Source organism: Sphingobium sp. LSP13-1-1.1 (genome assembly GCF_040676415.1).
Lineage (GTDB): Bacteria > Pseudomonadota > Alphaproteobacteria > Sphingomonadales > Sphingomonadaceae > Sphingobium.
In genome coordinates, this window is sequence record NZ_JBEGHU010000078.1 from 115,744 (window position 1) to 134,501 (window position 18,758).

Sequence of the window (18,758 nt, forward strand, 5' to 3'; positions counted from 1 at the left end):
AGAAAAGACGATGGCCAACGGCCGCCTGCCGCATTTTGTCATCATAGGCGCCGTCAAGGGGGCGACGACCTGGATCCACAACCAGCTTCAGGACAATCCGGCGATCTACCTGCCCGCGCCGGAGCCGCATTTCTTCAGCCAGGAGCATGCGCAGGGGCTCGATCATTATCGCCGTTTCTTCGATGGCGCGCGGCCCGACCAGATCCTGGGGGAAAAGTCCGCCGACTATCTCGCCCACCCGGACGCGCCCGCCCGCCTTGCCGCTGCCCTGCCAGAGGCGCGGCTGGTGGTGCAGCTTCGCAATCCGGTCGACCGCGCCTATTCCGATTACAAGATGCTGTTCCGGCGCGGTACGGTGACAAAGGGGCCGGAATATTATCTGGACGGGCGGCCGAACGACCAACCCCGATTTCTGGAGGATGGGCTTTACGCGCAGCATCTGCGCCGCTGGCTTGCCCATTTCGACGCGGAGCAAATCAAGATACTGCTGTTCGAGGATGTGAAGGCCGCGCCCGAGGCGAGCGTCGCCATCGTCAGCGACCATATCGGAGCGCCCCGTCATTATTCGAAGCAGGTCGGTTCCGACCCGCGCAACGACAGCAGCGAGCGTTTCCTGCCGCTGCCGGTACGGACCGCGCTGGCGCCGTTGAAGGAGGCTGTGCGGCCGTTGCGCGGCAAAGCGATGTTCGAACGGGTGCGTGGGGTATTCGCGCGGCAGATCGCCTATCCGCCATTGCCCGCGGCGCTCCGCCAGCGGATGGTCGACTATTATGCGCGGGACATTGCCGATCTGGAGGAGCTGATCGGGCGCGATCTCAGCCATTGGAGGCAGGATCGGAGGCTGGCGGCATAGCGCAGGGCCTGTTGCCCCTCCGCAGGCGCATGGCGTTTCCAGAATTCTCGTTGGTATCACTCCCAAAGCGTTCGGGGGCCTGTCCCTTTTTGCCTGTCCGCCAGCCGTTATTGCCCGCCCCGGAATCAGCCAAAGGGCTTAAACTTCCACCACATCCATTTGAGAGGGGACGCAGATGCGCAACCGGCTTCATCATGGCCTTTTCCTCGGCCTTTTTGCCCTGACAGCCGCCTGCTCGAGCGGGCTGTCAGGCCTTGCCAGCCTGCCGCCGGCACCGACCGTCGCCTATCGGCTGGGCGCGGGCGATGAGGTGCGCGTGGCGATTCCCGGCCTCAGCGCGGCCGATCCGGGCGGCAGCAGCTATGTGGTCAACGATCGCGGCCAGATTTCCCTTCCGGTGCTGGGCGATGTCGATGCGGGCGGCAAGACCGTGCCCGAATTGCAGGCCAGCATCGCCCAGCAATTGACGCAGCGCCAGTTGCTCAATGCCCCGACCGTCAGCGTCCAGCCCGTCAGGCTGCGTCCTTTCTATGTGCTGGGCGAGGTGAAGAGCCCCGGCGAATATCAATATCGTGCGGGAATGTCGGTGCTCGCGGCCGTGTCCGTCGCGGGCGGTTACACCTTTCGCGCCGAACAGGGGAGCGTCGCCATCACCCGCATGGTCGATGGTCGACAGATGGTCGGCCGGGCGAGCGAGCGCGACATGATCCAGCCGGGCGACACAGTGCGCATTTATGAGAAGTGGTTTTGATGCCCTCCCCGGCTCTGGGGCGGGCCGCCGGGAGCGTTGCGGCCCTGTTGCTGATCACGGCCCTGACGGACGCCCATGCGCAGGATCTGGACCCCGCCGGTCCGGAGCAGGGGACGCCGGGCGGGCTGTTCGAACCGACGCCGCTGACGCTGGGGAGCGCGACCTTAAGGATCGGCGGCAGCGCCCGGCTGGAATATGACAGCAATATCTACGCTCAGGCTTTTGGCGAGAAGGATGATTTCCGCCTTCAGGTCCGCCCTTATATCGACCTGCTGCGCAAGGGGAGTGCACTGGAGGTGACCGCCCGGGCGGAAGGGGATATCCGCAAATATTTCCAGTATCAGAAGGAAGATGCGGTCGGTGGACGCATAGCCGCCGGGTTGAACTGGAACCCGTCAGCCGCCGACCGCCTGAACGTCGCCGCGAGCTGGCAGCATCTCATAGAGGATCGGGGCGAGCCGGAGGGCAATACCCTGCCCAATATCGGTCCGCGCGAACTGAACCTGGTGGATGGCGACCTGTCCTATCTGCACCAGGGTTCGCGGATCGGATTTCTGGCCAGGGCCACCGGAGCGCGCATGCGATATACCCGGGCCATCGATGAGGAGCGTGATCTGGACGCGGTTGGTGGGCTTGCGCGGGTGATGATGCGCGTGTCTGCGCTGACGAGCCTTTTTGTCGAGGGGGTGGCTGCGCATCGCGATTTCCGCCGTGCCCCCGCGCCGGGCCAGTTCGACCGCGACGCGTCAACCTATGGCGCCCGGGTCGGCATCGCCATCGATCCGGGTGGCACGTTGCGCGGCGATGCGGCGGTCGGCGTCTATCGCCTGGATGCCAAGGACAAGCGGATAGAATCGCAGACCCGCATGTCGGTGCAGATCGGACTCACCTATGCCCCTCGCCCACGCACCGCCATCACGCTCGACGGCTTCGTCGGCAATGTCGCCACCTATCGGACCGGGGTGCAATCGCGTGAGGACATGCGCTTCCGGCTGGGAATAAACCAGGAAATCCGCCACAATCTGAGAGGACAGCTGGGAATCCTCTACCGCCGCAGCAAATATTTCGGCGTGGACGACACCGACAAGCTCTACGGCGTCACCGGAGAGCTGGAATATGCCCTGAACCGCCGAGTCGCCATCGCTGCGACGGCCCGTTTCTCCAAACGCGACAGCAGCGTTCCGCTGGACGAATTCGACCGCATCCGCGGAGGTCTCGAACTGCGCGTCCATTATTGACGCGCGGCCGTGCCGGAGCGGGACAGGACTGATCCAAAGGGCTGCCTCCTAACCCCTTCGCGCAATGGACTTGGGCTCCCCCGGCTAGGACAGTGAACGGCATAAAAGCGTGATTATACAGGAACCCCGCCGCCATGCTGGTAAGAGCATCCAGGCCACCCATGCTTGCGTTCGTCCTTCCGGGCCTGGGCGCGGGCGGGTCGGAACATATCGTCAGCCTGCTCTGCAACCATTTCGCGGCGCAGGGCTGGAGCATCACCCTGATCGTCTTCGAGGAGGCGTCCGCCCCCTCCTATTACGCCTATCATCCGCAGGTGCGAATCCTCAGGCTGGGCATGAAGTCGCGCCGCCGTGCCGTCGCGACCGGCGCGCTGGCGATGCTGCGGCGGCAGAGATTGCTGCGGCGGGCATTGAAGGCGGTGCGGCCGGAACTGGTGGTAAGCTTCCTGACCCGCACCAACATCCTCTCCCTGCTGGCCGCGCGGTCGCTGCATATCCCGGTGATCGTGTCCGAACGCAACAATCCCGCGCTCCAGACGGTGGGGCCGGTCTGGAGCCGGTTGCGGCAGATGACCTATCCGCGCTCCGTCGGCCTCATCACCATGACGCAGGGGGCGATGGACTGGTTCAAGGACGCCATGGACGTGGAGGGATGGGTGATTCCCAATCCGGTGCCGCCTGCCGGTGCCGCGCCGGATCGCCGGTCGGACGGGCATACCATCGGGGCGGTGGGGCGACTGGTGCCGCAAAAGGGCTTCGATCTGCTGCTGGACGCCTTTGCCCATGTGGCGCAACGCATTCCGGACTGGAAGCTGGTGATCTGGGGCGAGGGGCCGGAGCGCGCCACGCTCGAGCGGCAGCGCGACCATCTGGGCCTGGCCGATCGGGTGAGCCTGCCCGGCGTGACGGAGAAGCCGGGCGACTGGGTGCCTCGGACCGACCTCTTTGTCCTCTCCTCCCGCTTCGAGGGCTGGGGCATCGTCGTGGGCGAGGCCATGGGCGCAGGGTTGCCGGTCGTTTCCTTCGATTGCCAATGGGGTCCGGCCGAAATGATCGAGCATGACCGGAGCGGCCTGCTGGTCCCCAATGGCGACGGCGCTGCATTAGGGGAAAGCATCGTCGCGCTCTGCAACGACCCGGCCCGGCGCGCCGCGCTGGGGCAGGCGGCTCGGGAGCGGATGGCGGATTTCGGACATGATCAGGTGCTTGCCCGCTGGCAGTCGGTCATCACCAGCGTGCTCGACCATCATCGGGTGAGGGCAGGGTCATGAACATGATGTCGCTGAAGGGTTTTGCGCGGGCGATGCGGCGGCGGCTGCGGGACGAGCCGCCATTGCGGCTGGCGGCGGCGCGGGCCGATGCCTTCCTGGTGTCCTATCCCAAGAGCGGGCGGACATGGCTGCGCTATCTGCTCTCCTGCTATTTCGCGGAAAGCGCGGCGCTGGGGTTCGAACCAGACCTGACCAGCACGTTTCGCATCCTGCCCAATTTCGACCGTGATCCGGTACGGGGAATCGATGCCTTCATCGGCGGGACGGGCCAGGCTGACCTGCCGTTGGTTCTCGTCAGCCATCTGCCCTATCGCGAGAGGCTGTTCCTTGACCGGCCGGTCCTGTTCCTTGTCCGCGATCCCCGCGACGTGATCGTGTCCGCCTATTTCCATGCGACCCGCCACAAGAAGAGCTTTTCCGGCGACATGGCGGCTTTCCTGGACGAGCCCAAATATGGGATGGCGGCACTCACCGGCTATCTGAACGGCTGGGCGGCGGGCCTGACCGGACGACGGCATCACCTGATCAGCTACGAACATATGCTCGCCGAACCCATGTCCACGGTTGCGGGTATCCTCGCCTTTCTGGGCGTGCAGCCGCAACCGGACATGCTGGCTCGCGCCGTTGCCGCCGCGCAATTCGACCGGATGCGCGACAAGGAACGCGACGGCGGCATTCCCGGCCATGATTATGACCGCAGCGACGACCAGAGCCTGCGCATGCGCAGCGGCAAGGCGGGCGCCTTCGGCGAATGGCTCAGCCCCGATCAGGCGGATCTGGTGCTGGAGCGTTGCCGTGCCGATCTGTCGCCGCGCGCCCTGGCGCTGCTGGCGGCGACCGGGGTCGATCTGGCGGCTTGAAATGCGCATCTGCTCGATCATCACCAGCTTCACCTCGGGCGGCGCCGAAATGCTGGTCTGCAATCTGGCGGAGGCCTTTGCGCAGGCGGGCCATCAGGCGGCGATCCTGTCCCTCAGCGATGCCGGACAGGTCGGCAATGCGCCCGCCACCGAAGCAGCGATGCGGGCGCGGCTGCGCGAGGGCGGCGCCACGGCCTTTTCGCTGGGGCTGGCCAATCGCAACAACATTGTGGCAGGTACGCTGGCGCTGCGGCGCGCCCTGCGCGCGATCCGGCCGGACGTGATCCACGCCCATACCGCCCGTGCGCTCTTCCCCCTCGCGCTCGCCATGCCGGGCGTGCCCGTGATATTGACCCACCATAACAGCCGCCTTTCCTTTCCGCCCTCTGCCTTCACCCTCTTCAACCGCATCGTCGACAGCTATGTCGCGATCAGCGACCAGTGCGAGACGCTGCTCCGCAGCCATGCGCGAAAGCCTGTCCGCATGATCCTGAATGCTGCCAGCCCCCGCTTCCATGCCGGGCAGCCGCGCGTTGCCGCCGGGCGCGATCCGATCATCCTGGCCGTGGGCACGATATCGGCGCAAAAGGATTATCCGACCCTGCTCCGCGCTGCCCGCCCGCTGGTGGGTGCACTGGCGGCGCAGGGCCGCGCAGCGCGTATCTGCATCGCGGGTGCCGGGCCGGAATTGGAAGGGCTTCAGGCCCAGGCGGCGGGAGAGCCGGTCGAACTGCTGGGCGCGCGCAGCGACGTCGATATGTTGATGCGGCAGGCAGACCTTTTCGTGAACTGCTCGCTTTGGGAGGGTTTTCCCATCGCGATGATCGAAGCCGCGATGAGCGGCCTGCCCATCGTCGCGACCGCGGTGGCGGGCAATCGGGAAATGGTCCTGCCCGGCGTCAACGGCCAGCTCGTCCCGCCCTCCGATCCCGCCGCGCTGGCGCAGGCCATGGCGGATATGCTGAGCGATGACGTCCGCTACGCCGCGCTGTCGCAAGGCGCGCTGCAAGCCGCCAGCCGCTTTTCCATCGAAAATTGCGCGGCGGCGCATCTGGACCTTTATCGCGACCTGATCGCGGGCCGCCATCCACGCATCGCCATTGCCCCTCTGGCCCGGCCGATATCGCCATGCGAATAGCCGTGCTGACCGATATCCATGCCGCCAGCGACCCGCTGCAACTGGCGCTCACCGCCGCACGGCGGGAGGGGTTCGACCGGATGCTGATCCTGGGCGACCTCCTGACCTATGGGGTGCAGCCGCTGGAGACGCTGGAACTGGTGCAGGGCGCGGCGGCGCGGGACGGCGCGATCCTGATCAGCGGCAATCACGACATGCTGTACCAGGGATCGCCGGCGGCGGAACGCTATCGCGCCGACCTGCCCGAATGGCTGCGGGAAAGCGTCGACTGGACGGCCGCCCATATCCCGTCCGGCAGCATGACGGCCTTCGATTGGCGGGAAAGCTGGTCGTTGGGGCCGTTGTTCGCCGCCCATGCCAATCCGTTCGCCTATGGGGACTGGCGCTACATCCGATCCGCGCAGGAGGCAGAGGAGGCCGCCGACACGGTTGCGGCGCGGGGTTTCCGCTACGGCCTGTTCGGCCATGTCCACCGGCATCGTCGCTATGATTGCGCAGCCGCCACCATCTTCACCCTCGCCTCGCTCGGCCAACCGCGTGATGACGGGGACCGGACGCCCAAATGGGCGATGATCGAAGTCAGGGGAGATTTTGTGACCATGGAAAGCCGCGATATCGATTTCGATCCGGAGGACCAGATGCACGCGATCCGCGCCACCACCCTGTCCGCCGCCACGCAGGAGCGGCTCTGCCGGTTCTTCGCATGAAGATCCTGGTGACCGGAGCTGGCGCGGTGCTGGGGCAGGGCATCATCAAGTCGCTGCGGCAATCGGCGCTGGAGTGTCAGATCATCGCGGCTGACCCCAATCCGCTTTCCGCTGGCCTTTATTGGGCCGATGGCGCCTATCGCCTGCCCTTTGCCGACGATCCGGCCTTTGGCGATCGCATTCACCAGCTGCTGGATCGGGAGCGGCCCGACATGGTGCTGGTCGGCACCGATGTGGAGCTGTCCTATTTCGCGGCGGAGAGGAATCGGCTGGAGGCGCTGTTCGGGACGCATGTGCTGGTCAGCGATCCGCGCGTTGTCGCCATCGCCGACGACAAGCTGGAAACCGCGCGCTTCTTCGAAAGTGTTGGACTGCCCCACCCCGCTTCCGCCGCGGCGGAGGACAGGGAAGCGGTCGAGGCGCTGATCGCCGCCGTCGGATTTCCGCTGGTGGTGAAGCCGCGCATCGGCGCGCGGTCGGTGGGCGTGTCGCTGGTTCACGACCGGGCCGCGCTCGCGTCGGCGCTGGAGGGGCGCAGCGGTCTTGTCGTGCAGCAATGCGTGGGCGACGCCGACAGCGAATATACCGCCAGCACGCTGGTCTTCGATGGCGAGGTGCAGGCGTCGATCGTCATGCGCCGCGACCTGCGCGACGGGAACAGCTATCGCGCTTATCTGGGCGACTATCCCAGGCTCAACGAACAGGTGCGGGCGCTCGGCAGGGCGCTGCAACCCCATGGTCCCGCCAATTTCCAGTTCCGCACCGATGCCGACGGCACGCCTCGCGTCTTCGAGATCAATGCCCGCTTTTCGGGTACGACGCCGCTGCGTGCCATGGCCGGCTTCAATGAGGTGGAGATGTGCGTGCGGAAACTGCTCTACGGCACGCCGGTCGTGCAGCCACCGGTGCGCGAGGGCGTGATCCTGCGTTATCTGGACGAGATGTTCGTGCCGCAGGAGCGCATCGACGCGGTGCGATGAACGGCGGCGCTCCCTTGCTAGCACTGACCGGTGGTTCGGGCTTTGTCGGCCGCGCCTTCGCGCCGGCGGCGCGCCGGGCCGGCTGGCGCATTCGCCACCTCTCTCGCCGCCCGCCGCCCGATGTTGATCCGGACGATGAATGGGCGTTGCTTGACCTGTCGGCGGTCGAGGCGGTCGAGCTGGGCGGCTGCGCGGCGCTGGTACATCTGGCCGCGCACATTCCCTCCGCTCATCATGACCTGGCCGAAGCGGAGCGTTGCTGGCGAATCAATGCGCTCGGCACGCTCAAGCTGGTCGATGCGGCGATTCGAGCTGGCGTCGGGCGGATCATGCAGGCGAGCAGCGCCAATGCCTATGCGCCGACCGCTCGGCCGCCGCACGAGCAAACGTCACTCTTTCCCCGCAGCAGGGGCTATTATCTGGGTTCAAAGATTGCCCAGGAAATCTATGCGGACGAACGCTGCCGTGGGGAGGAGGTGCTGCTCCAGACGCTGCGCCTGGCATCGGTCTACGGGCCTGGCCAGCAGAGCGGCGCCCTGGCTGCGATGGCACGAGCGGCGACGAGTGGGCGCCCCATCCGCGTGCACGGCAGCGGCGCCTTCGGTTCCGACCTTGTCCATGTCGAGGATGTGGCGCAGGCCATGCTGCTGCTGCTCGCCAGCGGGCATGCGGGGGCTTTCAACGTCGGCAGCGGTGTTCGCACCACCATTGCGGAACTGGCGAGGATGCTGGCGGAGCGCTGCTGCGTACCGATCGCCTATGAAGCTGAAGCAGAGGAGGACTGGGGTTTCCCCGCCCTCAATGTCGACCGGATGGCAGCATTGGGATATCGCCTGCGACCACTGGCGGCGGGGCTGACCGACATATTGAAGACGGACTGAAGCCAGGGCGCCATGCTGCTGCCTGCGGGAACAGCATCTTGGCCGGCTGTTCCGTCAGCTCCCGTTCGGGCCGCCGCCGCCGCCGGTATTGCTGCCGCCGCCACCACCGCCCATGCCGGCAGCGCCGACCGCGCCGATATTGCCGAAAATCTCGTCGAACAGGCTGCGATGGCGGCCCAAAGTCGGCGTCTTGTCGCCCGAAGGCGAAATCCTGGCGACCTGTTCCAGTCCCTTGCGATCGACCGCCACGACATTGCCCGCGCCGTCGAAACGGACATGCAGGATCGTCTGGGACACCGGCTTGGGGTTGGAAAAGGCCAGCGCGCGCATGTCGCGCGACACATAGTACCAGTCCTGGTCGCCGAACTGCGCGACGAAGCTTGGCCGGCCCAAAGTGCCCTCCACGGAGGCGCGATTGTCGATGCCGGGCTGGATCGAATCCACCAGCAGCTTGTCGACCTGATAGCCCTGATGGGTGCGGATGCGGGAACATCCCGACGCGCCCAGCAGCAGCGCGCAAAGGCCTGCGCCAAGCAAAATCCGCCCGCTGCGGGATTGGCGGCTGAACTGGCGCATGAACTTCTCCTGCGGGGCTGGCCCCGGACCTTGCCGAAAAACAAAGCCGCCATTGCATCGGGCGGCCGGGCGATCAATATGGAAATGCGCGAGCCTCGGCAAGGGGCCGCCGACCGGTCAAGCCAGGAAACAGTCAAACTCATGCCCAGCATCTTTCAGCGTCTGTTCGCGTCGAGCGATCCCAGGGACGCGATGCGCACCCTCTACAACGCCGTCGTCGCAGAGGGACGACAGCCCCATTGGTATGTGAAGGGGCAGGTTCCCGATACGATGGACGGCCGGTTCGACATGATCGTCGCGATCCTCGCGCAGGCGCTGATGCGGCTGGAGGCGCTGGGCGCCGCGCAGGAGAGCGTCTGGCTGACCGAATTGTTCGTGGACGATATGGACGGCCAGTTGCGGCAGGAAGGGATTGGCGACGTCGTCGTGGGCAAGCATATCGGCCGGATGGTGAGCGCGCTGGGTGGCCGGTTGGCTGCTTATCGCGCGGCGTTGTCGGGCGAAGCCGACCTGGGCGAGGCGATTGCCCGCAATCTTTATCGCGGCGAGGCGCCGTCCACAGAAGCGCTGGCGCATGTCGAATCGCATCTGCGCGCGCGCTGGGTGAGGCTCGGCTGTCTCAGCCGCGACGCGCTGATGGCGGGAGACCTTGGATGAGCTCCGCCCCCGAATTTTCCCGTCCCGTCCGCATTGACCAGCTTGCCCGCCATGCGCAACCGGTGACCATCACCGCCGATGCCGCCGAGCGCGAGGCGCTGGCGAAGCGCTTCAACCTGCTGGCGCTTGACCGTCTGGAGGCGGATTATGCCCTGAATGAGGAAAATGGCGCCATCTTCGCCAAAGGACGCGTGCGGGCCGATCTTGCCCAGCCCTGTGTGGCGACAGGCGCGGCAGTGCCGGAGAAGGTCGACACGGATTTCCTGCTTCGCTTCGTCCGGGAAGGGGAGGATGTGCCGGAGGGTGACGAGCTGGAACTGGATGCCGGGGATTGCGACACCATCGGTTTTGACGGGCTTGTCATCGACATGGGCGAGGCAGTGGCCGAGACCGTGGCGCTGGCGATGACGCCTTATCCGCGCTCTCCGGAAGCGGACAGCATCCTGCGCGAAGCGGGCGTGCTGAGCGAGGAGCAGGCCAGCCCCTTCGCCGCGCTGCTCTCGCTCAAGGACAAGACATGAAGCTGGCGCTGGCGGCGGCGCTGCTGCTCAGCGCCATGCCGGCCTTCGGAGCGGAAACCGGGACGCGGATCGGGGAAAGGCGCGCCCGCGCCGAATGGGCCAAAGCGGAAAACCGCAAATCCTGCGCTCCGCTCGCGCTCGCCGCGCCCGGAGAACCGGAAGGGACGCCGCGCGCCGCCCGCTTCGGCGGCGGCTGGGGCGTCGCCTTCGACCTTCCCGGCCTGCGCAGCGCTTATGGTTTTGCCGGGACCGGCCTGTTGCCGGATGACAGGGCGGACCCGCGGACGCAGCGGCGCAGGCTGACCGATCAGTGGCCCTATATGCGCGAGCTGGCGCGGCTGCCCACCCCGTCCTTTGCCGGCTATGGTCAGGAAGGGGCGCAGCCCTATCCCGCCGCCAATCCGGGCGGTCAGGGCCTGCATTCCCTCGCCTATCTGCGCGTCGGCGGCCAGCGCTGCACCTATAATGTGTGGAGCCGGATCAGCCGGGCCCATCTGGAATGGCTGCTCGACAATCTTCGCCTGCTCCGACGCTGACGCCCGCCTTGCGTTTCCTTTTCGTTCCGGCCTGTGGCATAAGCGCGGGCCATGGAAGCTCCGCCGCGCAAGATCATCCATATCGACATGGATGCCTTTTACGCGTCGGTCGAGCAGCGCGACGATCCCAGCCTGCGCGGCAAGCCCCTGGCGGTGGGCGGCGGCGGGCCTCGCGGTGTGGTCGCGACGGCCAGCTATGAAGCGCGCAAATATGGCGTGCGCTCCGCGATGCCGGGCGCGCGGGCGCGGCGCCTCTGCCCCGACCTGCTGTTCGTCCGTCCCCGCTTCGATGTCTACCGCGCCGTGTCGGCCCAGGTGCGGGAGATTTTTGCGCGCTTCACCGACATCATCCAGCCGCTGTCGCTGGACGAGGCCTATCTCGACGTCACGCAGAACAAGCCGGGCATTTCCTCCGCCACGCTGATCGCAGAGGAAATCCGCCGCCTGATCCGGGAGGAAACCCGGCTCACCGCGTCGGCCGGGGTCTCTTACAACAAGCTGATCGCCAAGCTTGCCTCCGACCAGAACAAGCCTGACGGCATCTGCATCGTCCGGCCGGAAGAGGGTGCGGCCTTCATCGCGACGATGCCGGTGCGGCGTATCCACGGCGTGGGGCCGGTGACGGCGAAGCGGATGCAGGCGCTGGGCATCGAAACCGGCGCGGACCTGAGGGCGCGTGAGCTGTCCTTCCTCCAGCAGCATTTTGGCAGCGCGGCGCTGTTCTACTATCGCGCGTCGCGGGGCGAGGACGACCGCCCGGTTCATGAGCGGCAGGAACGCAAATCCGTGAGCGTCGAGGATACCTTCTTCGACGACCTCATCACGGAGGAGTCGCTGATCATGGAACTCGACCGGATTGCGGAGAATCTCTGGGGCCGTATCGAAAGAAGCAGCGCCTATGGCCGTACGGTGGTGCTGAAGGTCAAGTTCGCCGATTTCCGCATCATCACCCGGTCGAAGAGCTTCGCTGCTCCCCTACGCTCGCCTGACCTGCTGGTGCAGACGGCCCGGGGGCTGCTCCGCGCCCAACTGCCGCTGCGCATGGGTGCGCGCCTGTTGGGCCTGGGCGTCCACAATCTGGATCATGTGGAGCCGGACGAGGCGCGCGGCCAGCTCAGCCTCAGCTTGTAGAGCGGCGCTCCTCTTGGATCAGGCCGCCGCTCAGGAGTTCCTGTGTTCGGCGATTTCTCGACCAGCGATCGCCCGGAAATCGCGTTGCGCCAACCCAATGCTCCCTATGCGTCAGAAGGGCAGCCAGTTGCGCTTTTCGGTGAACTTCATGTAGCCGGCGTTGATGCCCAGCCGGTATCCCACGCCCAGCCGGATCGGGATGAGAACGACGCTGCCCCAGCGCAGATAGCTGGCGGTGAAGCCGCCCACCAGATAGGCCGTGCCTTCCGCCGCCGGGAAGCGGTGATAAAGGTCCTGCGTATCGTAGAGATTATAGACGAGGACAAAGGTATTGGCCGCATTGCCGCCCACGTCGAAGCCGATGGATGGGCCGGTCCAATATACCTCCCGCTTGCCCTCCACCTTGTGATTGAGCGTGCCGGATCCATAGCGCAGGCCGACCACGAACGCGCCCGACGCCTCTCGCCCGGCGATATAGGCATTGGGACGGCCCTGATCCTTCAGGATCTTTTCGATGATCCCGGCCAGGCCTTCAGCGCCCTTGCCGAACACCCCTTCGGCCGCGCCGATCAGATCGTCCTGCTGATAGGAATCGCCAGGGGATATGGCCGCCGGCGGGGAATTGGTTGTCACCGGCGCGCCTGTCGCGGTGGAGCCGGAACTTACCGGAGGCGGATTATAGGAGGTGCCGCCGCCCGCAGGCGCACTGTTTCCCGGCTGGGAACTGGTGTCTACCCCGGGGTCGGTCGGCGTGCCGCCCGGCTGCGGCACGGGCGCTAGATCGGAATCGATCGCGGTATTGGGGTCGACCGTGCGCACCTGCGCCTGCGCCACGGGTGCCAGCATGACAGCGCCAAGGGCGATCGCAAGAGCGCCCGCCCTTCCAGCGCGGCCCGAAACCCGCTGTAAAATCCCGATCATGCCCGCTACTCCCCAGAGAAACCGCTCTTCAACCACATTTCAGATTATCGGGGAACAAGCTGAAACGACAATGAACGAACGGCGACCCGAGTCGATTCCGCGCCAGTCCGAATCTGTTTTTCGAAATCCGGGTGATTTTTCTCCGTGCCGGACCGTTGCCATGCATGAAACCCGTCGCTATAGGCCGACATCTAGCCACTGCTCATCTTATCCGGTGGGCAAATTCGTGCGGAGACGTGGGTGAGTGGCTGAAACCAGCGGTTTGCTAAACCGTCGTAGCCTTAAGGGGCTACCGAGGGTTCGAATCCCTCCGTCTCCGCCAACACCTTTTCCTGATGGATCCCACATCGTCTCAAAAGGCGCAGAAATGCGTTATTTCTTGTGCACCTGCGATCTCCCTGTATCTCATATGTTCTCGTGAAAGCTTGAATGATTCGGGGGCACCGGATGCTGACCGACCTGCAATGCCGCAAGGCGAAAGCAGGGGAGAAGGACTACAAGCTCTCCGATGCCCACGGTCTCTACCTGTTCGTTACCAGGACCGGCTTTCGCTCCTGGCGCTGGAAGTACCGCTTTGCCGGCAAGGAAAAGCGCCTGGTGCTGGGCAGCTATCCCGACATGAACCTGAGCGCGGCCCGCGAAGCGCGGGAGAATGGCGCGCGCCTGCTCAGGAGCGGCATCGATCCTGCCCTGCAGGCGAAGCAGCTGGCTGCGATACGGCTGGAGGAGGCGGAGACGACCTTCGAGACGGTGGCGCGCGAATGGCACGGCCAGCAGCTGGGCGGCTGGGTGCCGCGCCATGGGGCCGATGTGATCAAGAGCCTGGAGCAGGATGTATTCCCGAAGATCGGCACCCTGCCGGTCAAGGGCATTACCTCGCCCATGGTGCTGGAGGTGATTCGGGCGATCGAGGACCGGCCTTCCATCGAAACGGCAAGAAGAGTGCGGCAGAGGATCTCGGCCGTTTATGCCTATGCCATTGCATCCGGCCTTGCCGATGCCGATCCGGCGGCATCCATCAGGGCGGCGCTGAAGCCGCTGATCAAGGGTCGGCAACCCGCGCTTGCCACGCTGGAGGAAGCCCGCGCGCTGCTGCGGCAGGTGGAGGCCGCACCCGCCCATCCGATGACCAAGCTCGCGTCCCGCATGCTGGCGCTCACTGCTTTGCGACAGGGCGTCCTGCGAACGACAATGTGGTCGGAGCTGGAAGGACTGGATCCGGACAAACCGGTCTGGCGGATCCCTGCCACGCGGATGAAGCTGAAGCTCGACCGCAAGATCGACCCACGTTTCGATTTCATGCTGCCGCTCTCTCGTCAGGCTACGGAGGTGCTGCAGGCTGCGCGGGCCTTTGCACCCCACAGCCGCCTTGTCTTTCCCAGTCAGCGCCACGCACACAAGCCGATCAGCGAGAATGCGGTTGGCTATCTCAACAATCGACTGGTTTCCCATGGGCGTCATGTGCCTCATGGCTGGCGCTCGACCTTCTCCACCATCATGAACGAACGGGCACAGGCGCAGGGTCTGGCAGGAGACAGGGCGATCATCGACCTGATGCTGGCGCACATTCCCGAGGGTGTCGAAGCGAGCTACAACCGGGCTACCTATATGCCGCGACGACGCGAGATCGCGCAGGAATGGGCGGACCTGCTGATGAAGGACATGCCGCCGGCCATGGCGCTGCTGGAAGGTCCACGCCGCTAAGGGGCGGTTGGGCTGAAGGAGGCGCCGCATGAGCGCGCGCTCCCTTTTCGAGATCGCCACGGGCATCGAGCATAAGGCGCGGCGGACCTTTCAGCCCGTTCGCTGCAACAGCTATCATGCCGGGGAGCGCGAGGGCCGTTTCTGGCGGCCGGTGAACCCCAAGGACAAATGGGCGCATATTAGGGCGGCGGAGGCCTATGATCGCCAGCGCAAGCAGGCAGGAAAGCGCAATGGGCCGCTTGGTCATATCGCGCTGGAACTGCTGCGCGAGCTTTACCGCATCGTCGATTACAAGACCGGCAGGCTCGAGCCCTCGATCGATTATCTGATGCGGCAGCTGCGCCGATCCCGGGCCGCGATCGTCCAGGCGATGGCCCGATTGAGGGAGCATGGCTTCCTGGAATGGATCCGCCGAACCGAGCCGACCGGCAATGAGGGCTTTGGACCGCAGGTGCGCCAGATCACCAATGCCTATCGCTTCTGCCTCCCGGCAGCAGCGCGGCGGGTCGTGGACCGGATTGTCGGCAAGGGGCCTGTCCCGGCGGATGCTGTCCATCACTGCGAGACCGCCGCGCGGGAGATGGAGGCCATGCTGGCATCGCTGCCGGCCCGGCGCATGCATGCCATGATCGACGACGAAACACTTGCCGCAACTCTTGGTCGCATCGGGCTTTTGCTGGAAAGTAACGCGAGTTCACCGAGCAGCCAGAATCCCGGCATGGATATATAGAAGGAACGGTTTCGCCGTGCGCAGCGTAGTGGATACGGTCTCATAAGCGACATTCCCCGCATAGCTCTCTTCTGGTCGAGAGGTGAGACGCACCGCCCATGGCGGTGCGCTTGCTCCCCAGCGGGCGCAAGCGGCTTTGCCGTGCCCAAAGGCGGCCATTTCCCCTGCCGAGAGCACGATGCACCCAAGGCGCGCAGCAACCCCGTCCAGATGCATCAAAATGCATCAGTGCATGGGAGCTGGAAACTGCCCTGAAGCGCCCAGCCTGCGCGGCCTCAAAGCCTCTTCGATCGGTGCATCAAAACCGACATGAAAAGCGCGCGGGCGAGGCGGGGGGAAAAGCGTGTTTTGAGGGGTGACAGGTCCGCAGGCATCGGTCCGATGATCGATTGCGGCGGGTGGAGCCAGGTAAGGACGAACGACCCAGTCCCCGCCGATCGCGAATGGCCGCCATCTCTAAGGGCTCGCCCCCTTTTAGAGGCTCAGCCGCGCCAATATTTTATGTTGTGGTGGACGGTTGAAGCGTAACTTTGGCGCCGCTTTCGAGAGTACCTGTGGCGAAGTATGCAGGTTGCCACGCGACGCGAACTTCAAGCGTTTTGTGTATATCCGCTCTGCGAGGTCGGGCTTTCGTCGATGACGGAGGGCCTGTCTTCAAGCAGATCAGCACAGCTTCATGCACGCCCAGAGATTGTTGGGCTCGACGCGATCCGGAAGTGGAAGACCGTCGCGTCCGCCGGACGTATCATAATCGCTCTCAGCCCCACAGCTCATGTCGGCTTTGTTGGACGATACGGAACGTCTCCTTCGGAGCGCGGAGAAGCGACAGCCGTCACCGCCGGGCCACGCGTGGGAGGGCAGCCACTTTACTTTCGCTGCCAGAAACCTGCCCGACCGAAATCCTGTCAGGTCAAGCCGATCAGCGGTCGTTCAGCACGGCGCCAAATTTTGTCGTGGAAATCGGCTTCGCCGACTCCCGAAACAAGACATTAATCGTGATAGAGATCGAAGCGAAAGCGAAGGATGATCAACTTTAACCGTGCCGTGACACTTCATCCTCGGGGAGGCATATCAACCGCGGTCGGTATCAATTTCTCTCTTGCGCGCCGCGGCTGAACCAAATTGCTAGCGACCAGCCAATCACACCGCAGCCACCGAGCCAGATGAGGAAAGCCGCCGCATCGCCTATCAGAGCGCATAGAAGGCCAGGAAGACAGGCTGCGGCAGTCAGCACTTGCCGCAGCCGTCCTGTCTGACCCGTTTCCCGCATCCCGGCCGCGCGTTTGCGTTTGGGGTCACTAAGGCACAAGGTGAGAAGGATCAGCACGGATATGGCGGTCGCAACCAAGACCAACAGCATAGTCATTCGGCTGGCACCGGACGGGCTGGGAGCGGCAATCGCCTTGCAGGCAAAGCCGCCACCCGCCAGACCATCCAAATTCCGGCGAGAAGGAAAGCCAAGTCGAGTGCGGCGATGATCGGCTGACCTGCCTCGATTGCGCGGTCCCAGCCGGGCCCTCCGGAAATCCAGCGGAGTGGGACCAAGCCAGCCATGACCAATCCGGTGCCGAGTTGCAGAATTTGTCCCAGCACAGCCACCGACTGTGCAATCGCGCCGCCCAATATGGCCACGCCGGACGCGATCAGGAAGGCGGCAGGGGTCCAATAGGTCGCCGATCCCAGCGGCATTGCGATGAGGAAGGCGGCGGCCGAGACCACCAGAGCGAAGGGGAGGCCGAAACCCACGACCATGACGGTGCGATCAAGCCATTCCAGCGATCGCATATCCTCCCGTCGCCGCGCGAGCCACAGCCGCAGCCCCGTAAATGTGACATAGCACATGGCGAACCCCAGCGCGAACCACACAGCTTTGGACAGCATGCCTGCGAAATTGCCGAAATGCATGGGCGCCATGATCGCGGCCAGCGTGCCGCCTGCCGACGGCTGCGTGCCGATCGACGGCTTGGTGTGGAGGAACTGCGCTTGTGCCCCGTCATACAGCAGGGTCACAGGCTCGATGTCACCTGCCTTGGGGGGATGGAAGCTCGTGACCTTCGCGTCGGCGCGGCCGAAATTCTCGATGGTGATGAAGGTCGGAACCTCGCCCGTCCGGCGAATGGCATCGGTAGCGACCCGGTCCATATTGCCGATGACTGCGGGCCGGGGGTCTGGCCGGCCCGGATTGCCGAAGACGGCGTCGTTAAGCGCTTGAACATCACCGCCAAAGGCCGCCATGGCGACAATGGGAACGCCGATCGTGCCGAAAAAGGAGAAGAAGCTACCCGTAAAGGCCAGGATGAAGGCGAAGGGCAGGCTCCACGTCCCGGCCACGCTGTGTCGGTCGCGATCCACCAACACCGGGCTGGCGGATCGGCGCAGAGTGAAGATGTCCTTGAAGAGATGGCGATGGATCAGCAGCCCGGAAATCGCGGCCACCAGCATCACCAATCCGACTATACCTGTCAGCAGCAAGCCCCAAGGGTTGGGAACATGCAGGCGGACATGGGTATCGACCAGAAAGCTGCTCAGTGCATCGTCGTTGCGTGGCCCGAACACCTCCTCGCCGGTTCCGTGCAGCGCCTTGGTAATATCGCCCTTCTTATCGAGCTGGTAATAGATGCCGCGGCTGACCAAGGTACCGTCAGGATCGGTTTCGTGTCGGTGGAAAAAGGCGCCGAGATTATGGTCGCCGATCTCGAAAAGATCGACACCTTCATGATATTTGGCGGGCGTTTGCGCGGCCAGGCGGCGGATGCTGCCGTCCATCGGCCGCTCGAAGGCCGACTTGGTTTCGACATGGCCAGCCGACCAGATGCCGATCTCCTCCGCGAACACCGCCGCCATGCCGGTGAAGATCACCGCGTAGAGCAGCAGCCCCAGCACGATGCCCGACCAGCCATGGACGGCGACCATCAGCTTCGTCTCATCCTTTTTCAGGTGGATCATGAGCGATGCTCCCTGGCGACTGGACGCTGGTTCAGAAATTTGTGCGCGACCAGTCCCGCGTGCAAAAGGAAAAGAGCGGCAGCGACAGCCGCTACGCGCGAAAGCCTGCGATCAAGGCAGGCATGGAAGAAGAGCGCAGCCCAGATTAGCGGCACAAAAACCAGCGGTAGCACCAGATTGTCGACACCGGCCGCCCCGCCCGGAAGCCACAGCGGCATTCCGGCCATGACGACGAGCGCCACCAGCACCGCCCCCGGCCCGGCCAACAAGATGCGCGTCCATTTTCGCCAGCTTTGCGACACTGAATTCTCCGGCGCCCGATCCAACTGGGCCGGAAAGACCGTTAGCAATGACCCT

The 18,758-nt window shown here is 64.9% G+C and carries 19 protein-coding genes and 1 tRNA gene; 16 read left to right on the forward strand and 4 right to left on the reverse strand.

Features of this window, described 5'->3' with window-relative positions; all coding sequences use genetic code 11:
• Positions 1-10 precede the first annotated feature (10 nt).
• From MRBLSP13_RS21320 to MRBLSP13_RS21360, 9 genes are all read left to right on the forward strand, one after another.
• A complete protein-coding gene (locus tag MRBLSP13_RS21320; RefSeq protein WP_363756527.1) occupies positions 11-853 on the forward strand; it encodes a sulfotransferase family protein in 843 nt (280 codons plus the stop codon).
• 175 nt (positions 854-1,028) lie between these two features.
• Complete coding sequence (locus tag MRBLSP13_RS21325) at positions 1,029-1,604, forward strand: polysaccharide biosynthesis/export family protein (RefSeq protein ID WP_133654428.1); 576 nt, start codon at positions 1,029-1,031, stop codon at positions 1,602-1,604.
• A complete protein-coding gene (locus MRBLSP13_RS21330; protein ID WP_363739628.1) occupies positions 1,604-2,842 on the forward strand; it encodes an outer membrane beta-barrel protein in 1,239 nt (412 codons plus the stop codon). Before MRBLSP13_RS21325 ends, MRBLSP13_RS21330 begins: the two co-directional genes overlap by 1 nt.
• A gap of 161 nt (positions 2,843-3,003) precedes the next feature.
• Positions 3,004-4,113 (forward strand): glycosyltransferase family 4 protein, encoded by a 1,110-nt coding sequence (locus MRBLSP13_RS21335; protein WP_363756529.1) that lies wholly within the window; start codon positions 3,004-3,006, stop codon positions 4,111-4,113.
• The gene (locus MRBLSP13_RS21340; protein ID WP_363756531.1) at positions 4,110-4,973 is read left to right on the forward strand and encodes a sulfotransferase domain-containing protein; all 864 of its coding nucleotides are present in this window, start codon (positions 4,110-4,112) and stop codon (positions 4,971-4,973) included. The genes MRBLSP13_RS21335 and MRBLSP13_RS21340 overlap by 4 nt, the downstream gene beginning before the upstream one ends.
• Complete coding sequence (locus MRBLSP13_RS21345) at positions 4,909-6,111, forward strand: glycosyltransferase family 4 protein (protein WP_363756533.1); 1,203 nt, start codon at positions 4,909-4,911, stop codon at positions 6,109-6,111. The genes MRBLSP13_RS21340 and MRBLSP13_RS21345 overlap by 65 nt, the downstream gene beginning before the upstream one ends.
• Positions 6,102-6,818 carry a metallophosphoesterase family protein gene (locus MRBLSP13_RS21350; RefSeq protein WP_363756535.1) on the forward strand — a complete coding sequence of 239 codons (717 nt, stop codon included), beginning with the start codon at positions 6,102-6,104 and terminating at the stop codon, positions 6,816-6,818. The genes MRBLSP13_RS21345 and MRBLSP13_RS21350 overlap by 10 nt, the downstream gene beginning before the upstream one ends.
• The gene (locus tag MRBLSP13_RS21355) at positions 6,815-7,798 is read left to right on the forward strand and encodes an ATP-grasp domain-containing protein (protein ID WP_363756537.1); all 984 of its coding nucleotides are present in this window, start codon (positions 6,815-6,817) and stop codon (positions 7,796-7,798) included. The genes MRBLSP13_RS21350 and MRBLSP13_RS21355 overlap by 4 nt, the downstream gene beginning before the upstream one ends.
• A gap of 14 nt (positions 7,799-7,812) precedes the next feature.
• A complete protein-coding gene (locus MRBLSP13_RS21360) occupies positions 7,813-8,679 on the forward strand; it encodes an NAD-dependent epimerase/dehydratase family protein (protein ID WP_363756539.1) in 867 nt (288 codons plus the stop codon).
• Positions 8,680-8,733: 54 nt separating this feature from the next.
• Here MRBLSP13_RS21360 and MRBLSP13_RS21365 read toward each other — a convergent pair whose 3' ends face one another.
• Complete coding sequence (locus MRBLSP13_RS21365; RefSeq protein ID WP_363739614.1) at positions 8,734-9,255, reverse strand: outer membrane protein assembly factor BamE; 522 nt, start codon at positions 9,253-9,255, stop codon at positions 8,734-8,736.
• Positions 9,256-9,396: 141 nt separating this feature from the next.
• Here MRBLSP13_RS21365 and MRBLSP13_RS21370 point away from each other — a divergent pair, with 141 nt between their 5' ends.
• The 4 genes from MRBLSP13_RS21370 to dinB are packed head-to-tail and all read left to right on the forward strand — an operon-like array spanning position 9,397 to position 12,100.
• Entirely contained in the window at positions 9,397-9,912 is a 516-nt protein-coding gene (locus MRBLSP13_RS21370; protein WP_363739612.1) for a ubiquinol-cytochrome C chaperone family protein, read from the forward strand.
• Positions 9,909-10,433 carry a YceD family protein gene (locus tag MRBLSP13_RS21375; protein WP_363739610.1) on the forward strand — a complete coding sequence of 175 codons (525 nt, stop codon included), beginning with the start codon at positions 9,909-9,911 and terminating at the stop codon, positions 10,431-10,433. The genes MRBLSP13_RS21370 and MRBLSP13_RS21375 overlap by 4 nt, the downstream gene beginning before the upstream one ends.
• Positions 10,430-10,969: a hypothetical protein gene (locus MRBLSP13_RS21380; RefSeq protein WP_363739608.1), complete on the forward strand. Its 540-nt coding sequence runs from the start codon at positions 10,430-10,432 to the stop codon at positions 10,967-10,969. The genes MRBLSP13_RS21375 and MRBLSP13_RS21380 overlap by 4 nt, the downstream gene beginning before the upstream one ends.
• A 51-nt stretch (positions 10,970-11,020) precedes the next feature.
• Positions 11,021-12,100 carry a DNA polymerase IV gene (dinB, locus tag MRBLSP13_RS21385; protein WP_363739607.1) on the forward strand — a complete coding sequence of 360 codons (1,080 nt, stop codon included), beginning with the start codon at positions 11,021-11,023 and terminating at the stop codon, positions 12,098-12,100.
• A 111-nt stretch (positions 12,101-12,211) separates the two neighbouring features.
• Here dinB and MRBLSP13_RS21390 read toward each other — a convergent pair whose 3' ends face one another.
• Entirely contained in the window at positions 12,212-13,021 is an 810-nt protein-coding gene (locus MRBLSP13_RS21390; protein ID WP_363739605.1) for a DUF1134 domain-containing protein, read from the reverse strand.
• Between the two features lie 230 nt (positions 13,022-13,251).
• Between MRBLSP13_RS21390 and MRBLSP13_RS21395 the strand changes: the two genes are divergently transcribed.
• The 3 genes from MRBLSP13_RS21395 to MRBLSP13_RS21405 all read left to right on the forward strand — a co-directional run bounded on the left by MRBLSP13_RS21395 (position 13,252) and on the right by MRBLSP13_RS21405 (position 15,455).
• Positions 13,252-13,343: transfer RNA gene (locus MRBLSP13_RS21395), tRNA-Ser, on the forward strand.
• A 125-nt stretch (positions 13,344-13,468) separates the two neighbouring features.
• Complete coding sequence (locus MRBLSP13_RS21400) at positions 13,469-14,725, forward strand: tyrosine-type recombinase/integrase (protein WP_363756541.1); 1,257 nt, start codon at positions 13,469-13,471, stop codon at positions 14,723-14,725.
• 28 nt (positions 14,726-14,753) lie between these two features.
• Positions 14,754-15,455, forward strand: coding sequence for a replication protein A (locus MRBLSP13_RS21405; RefSeq protein ID WP_363739602.1), 702 nt, complete (start codon positions 14,754-14,756; stop codon positions 15,453-15,455).
• Between the two features lie 1,362 nt (positions 15,456-16,817).
• On the opposite strand, the gene MRBLSP13_RS21410 is transcribed toward MRBLSP13_RS21405, so the two are convergent.
• The gene (locus MRBLSP13_RS21410; protein WP_363756543.1) at positions 16,818-18,401 is read right to left on the reverse strand and encodes a PepSY-associated TM helix domain-containing protein; all 1,584 of its coding nucleotides are present in this window, start codon (positions 18,399-18,401) and stop codon (positions 16,818-16,820) included.
• Positions 18,398-18,670, reverse strand: coding sequence for a hypothetical protein (locus MRBLSP13_RS21415; RefSeq protein WP_363756545.1), 273 nt, complete (start codon positions 18,668-18,670; stop codon positions 18,398-18,400). Before MRBLSP13_RS21415 ends, MRBLSP13_RS21410 begins: the two co-directional genes overlap by 4 nt.
• Between the last annotated feature and the right edge of the window lie 88 nt (positions 18,671-18,758).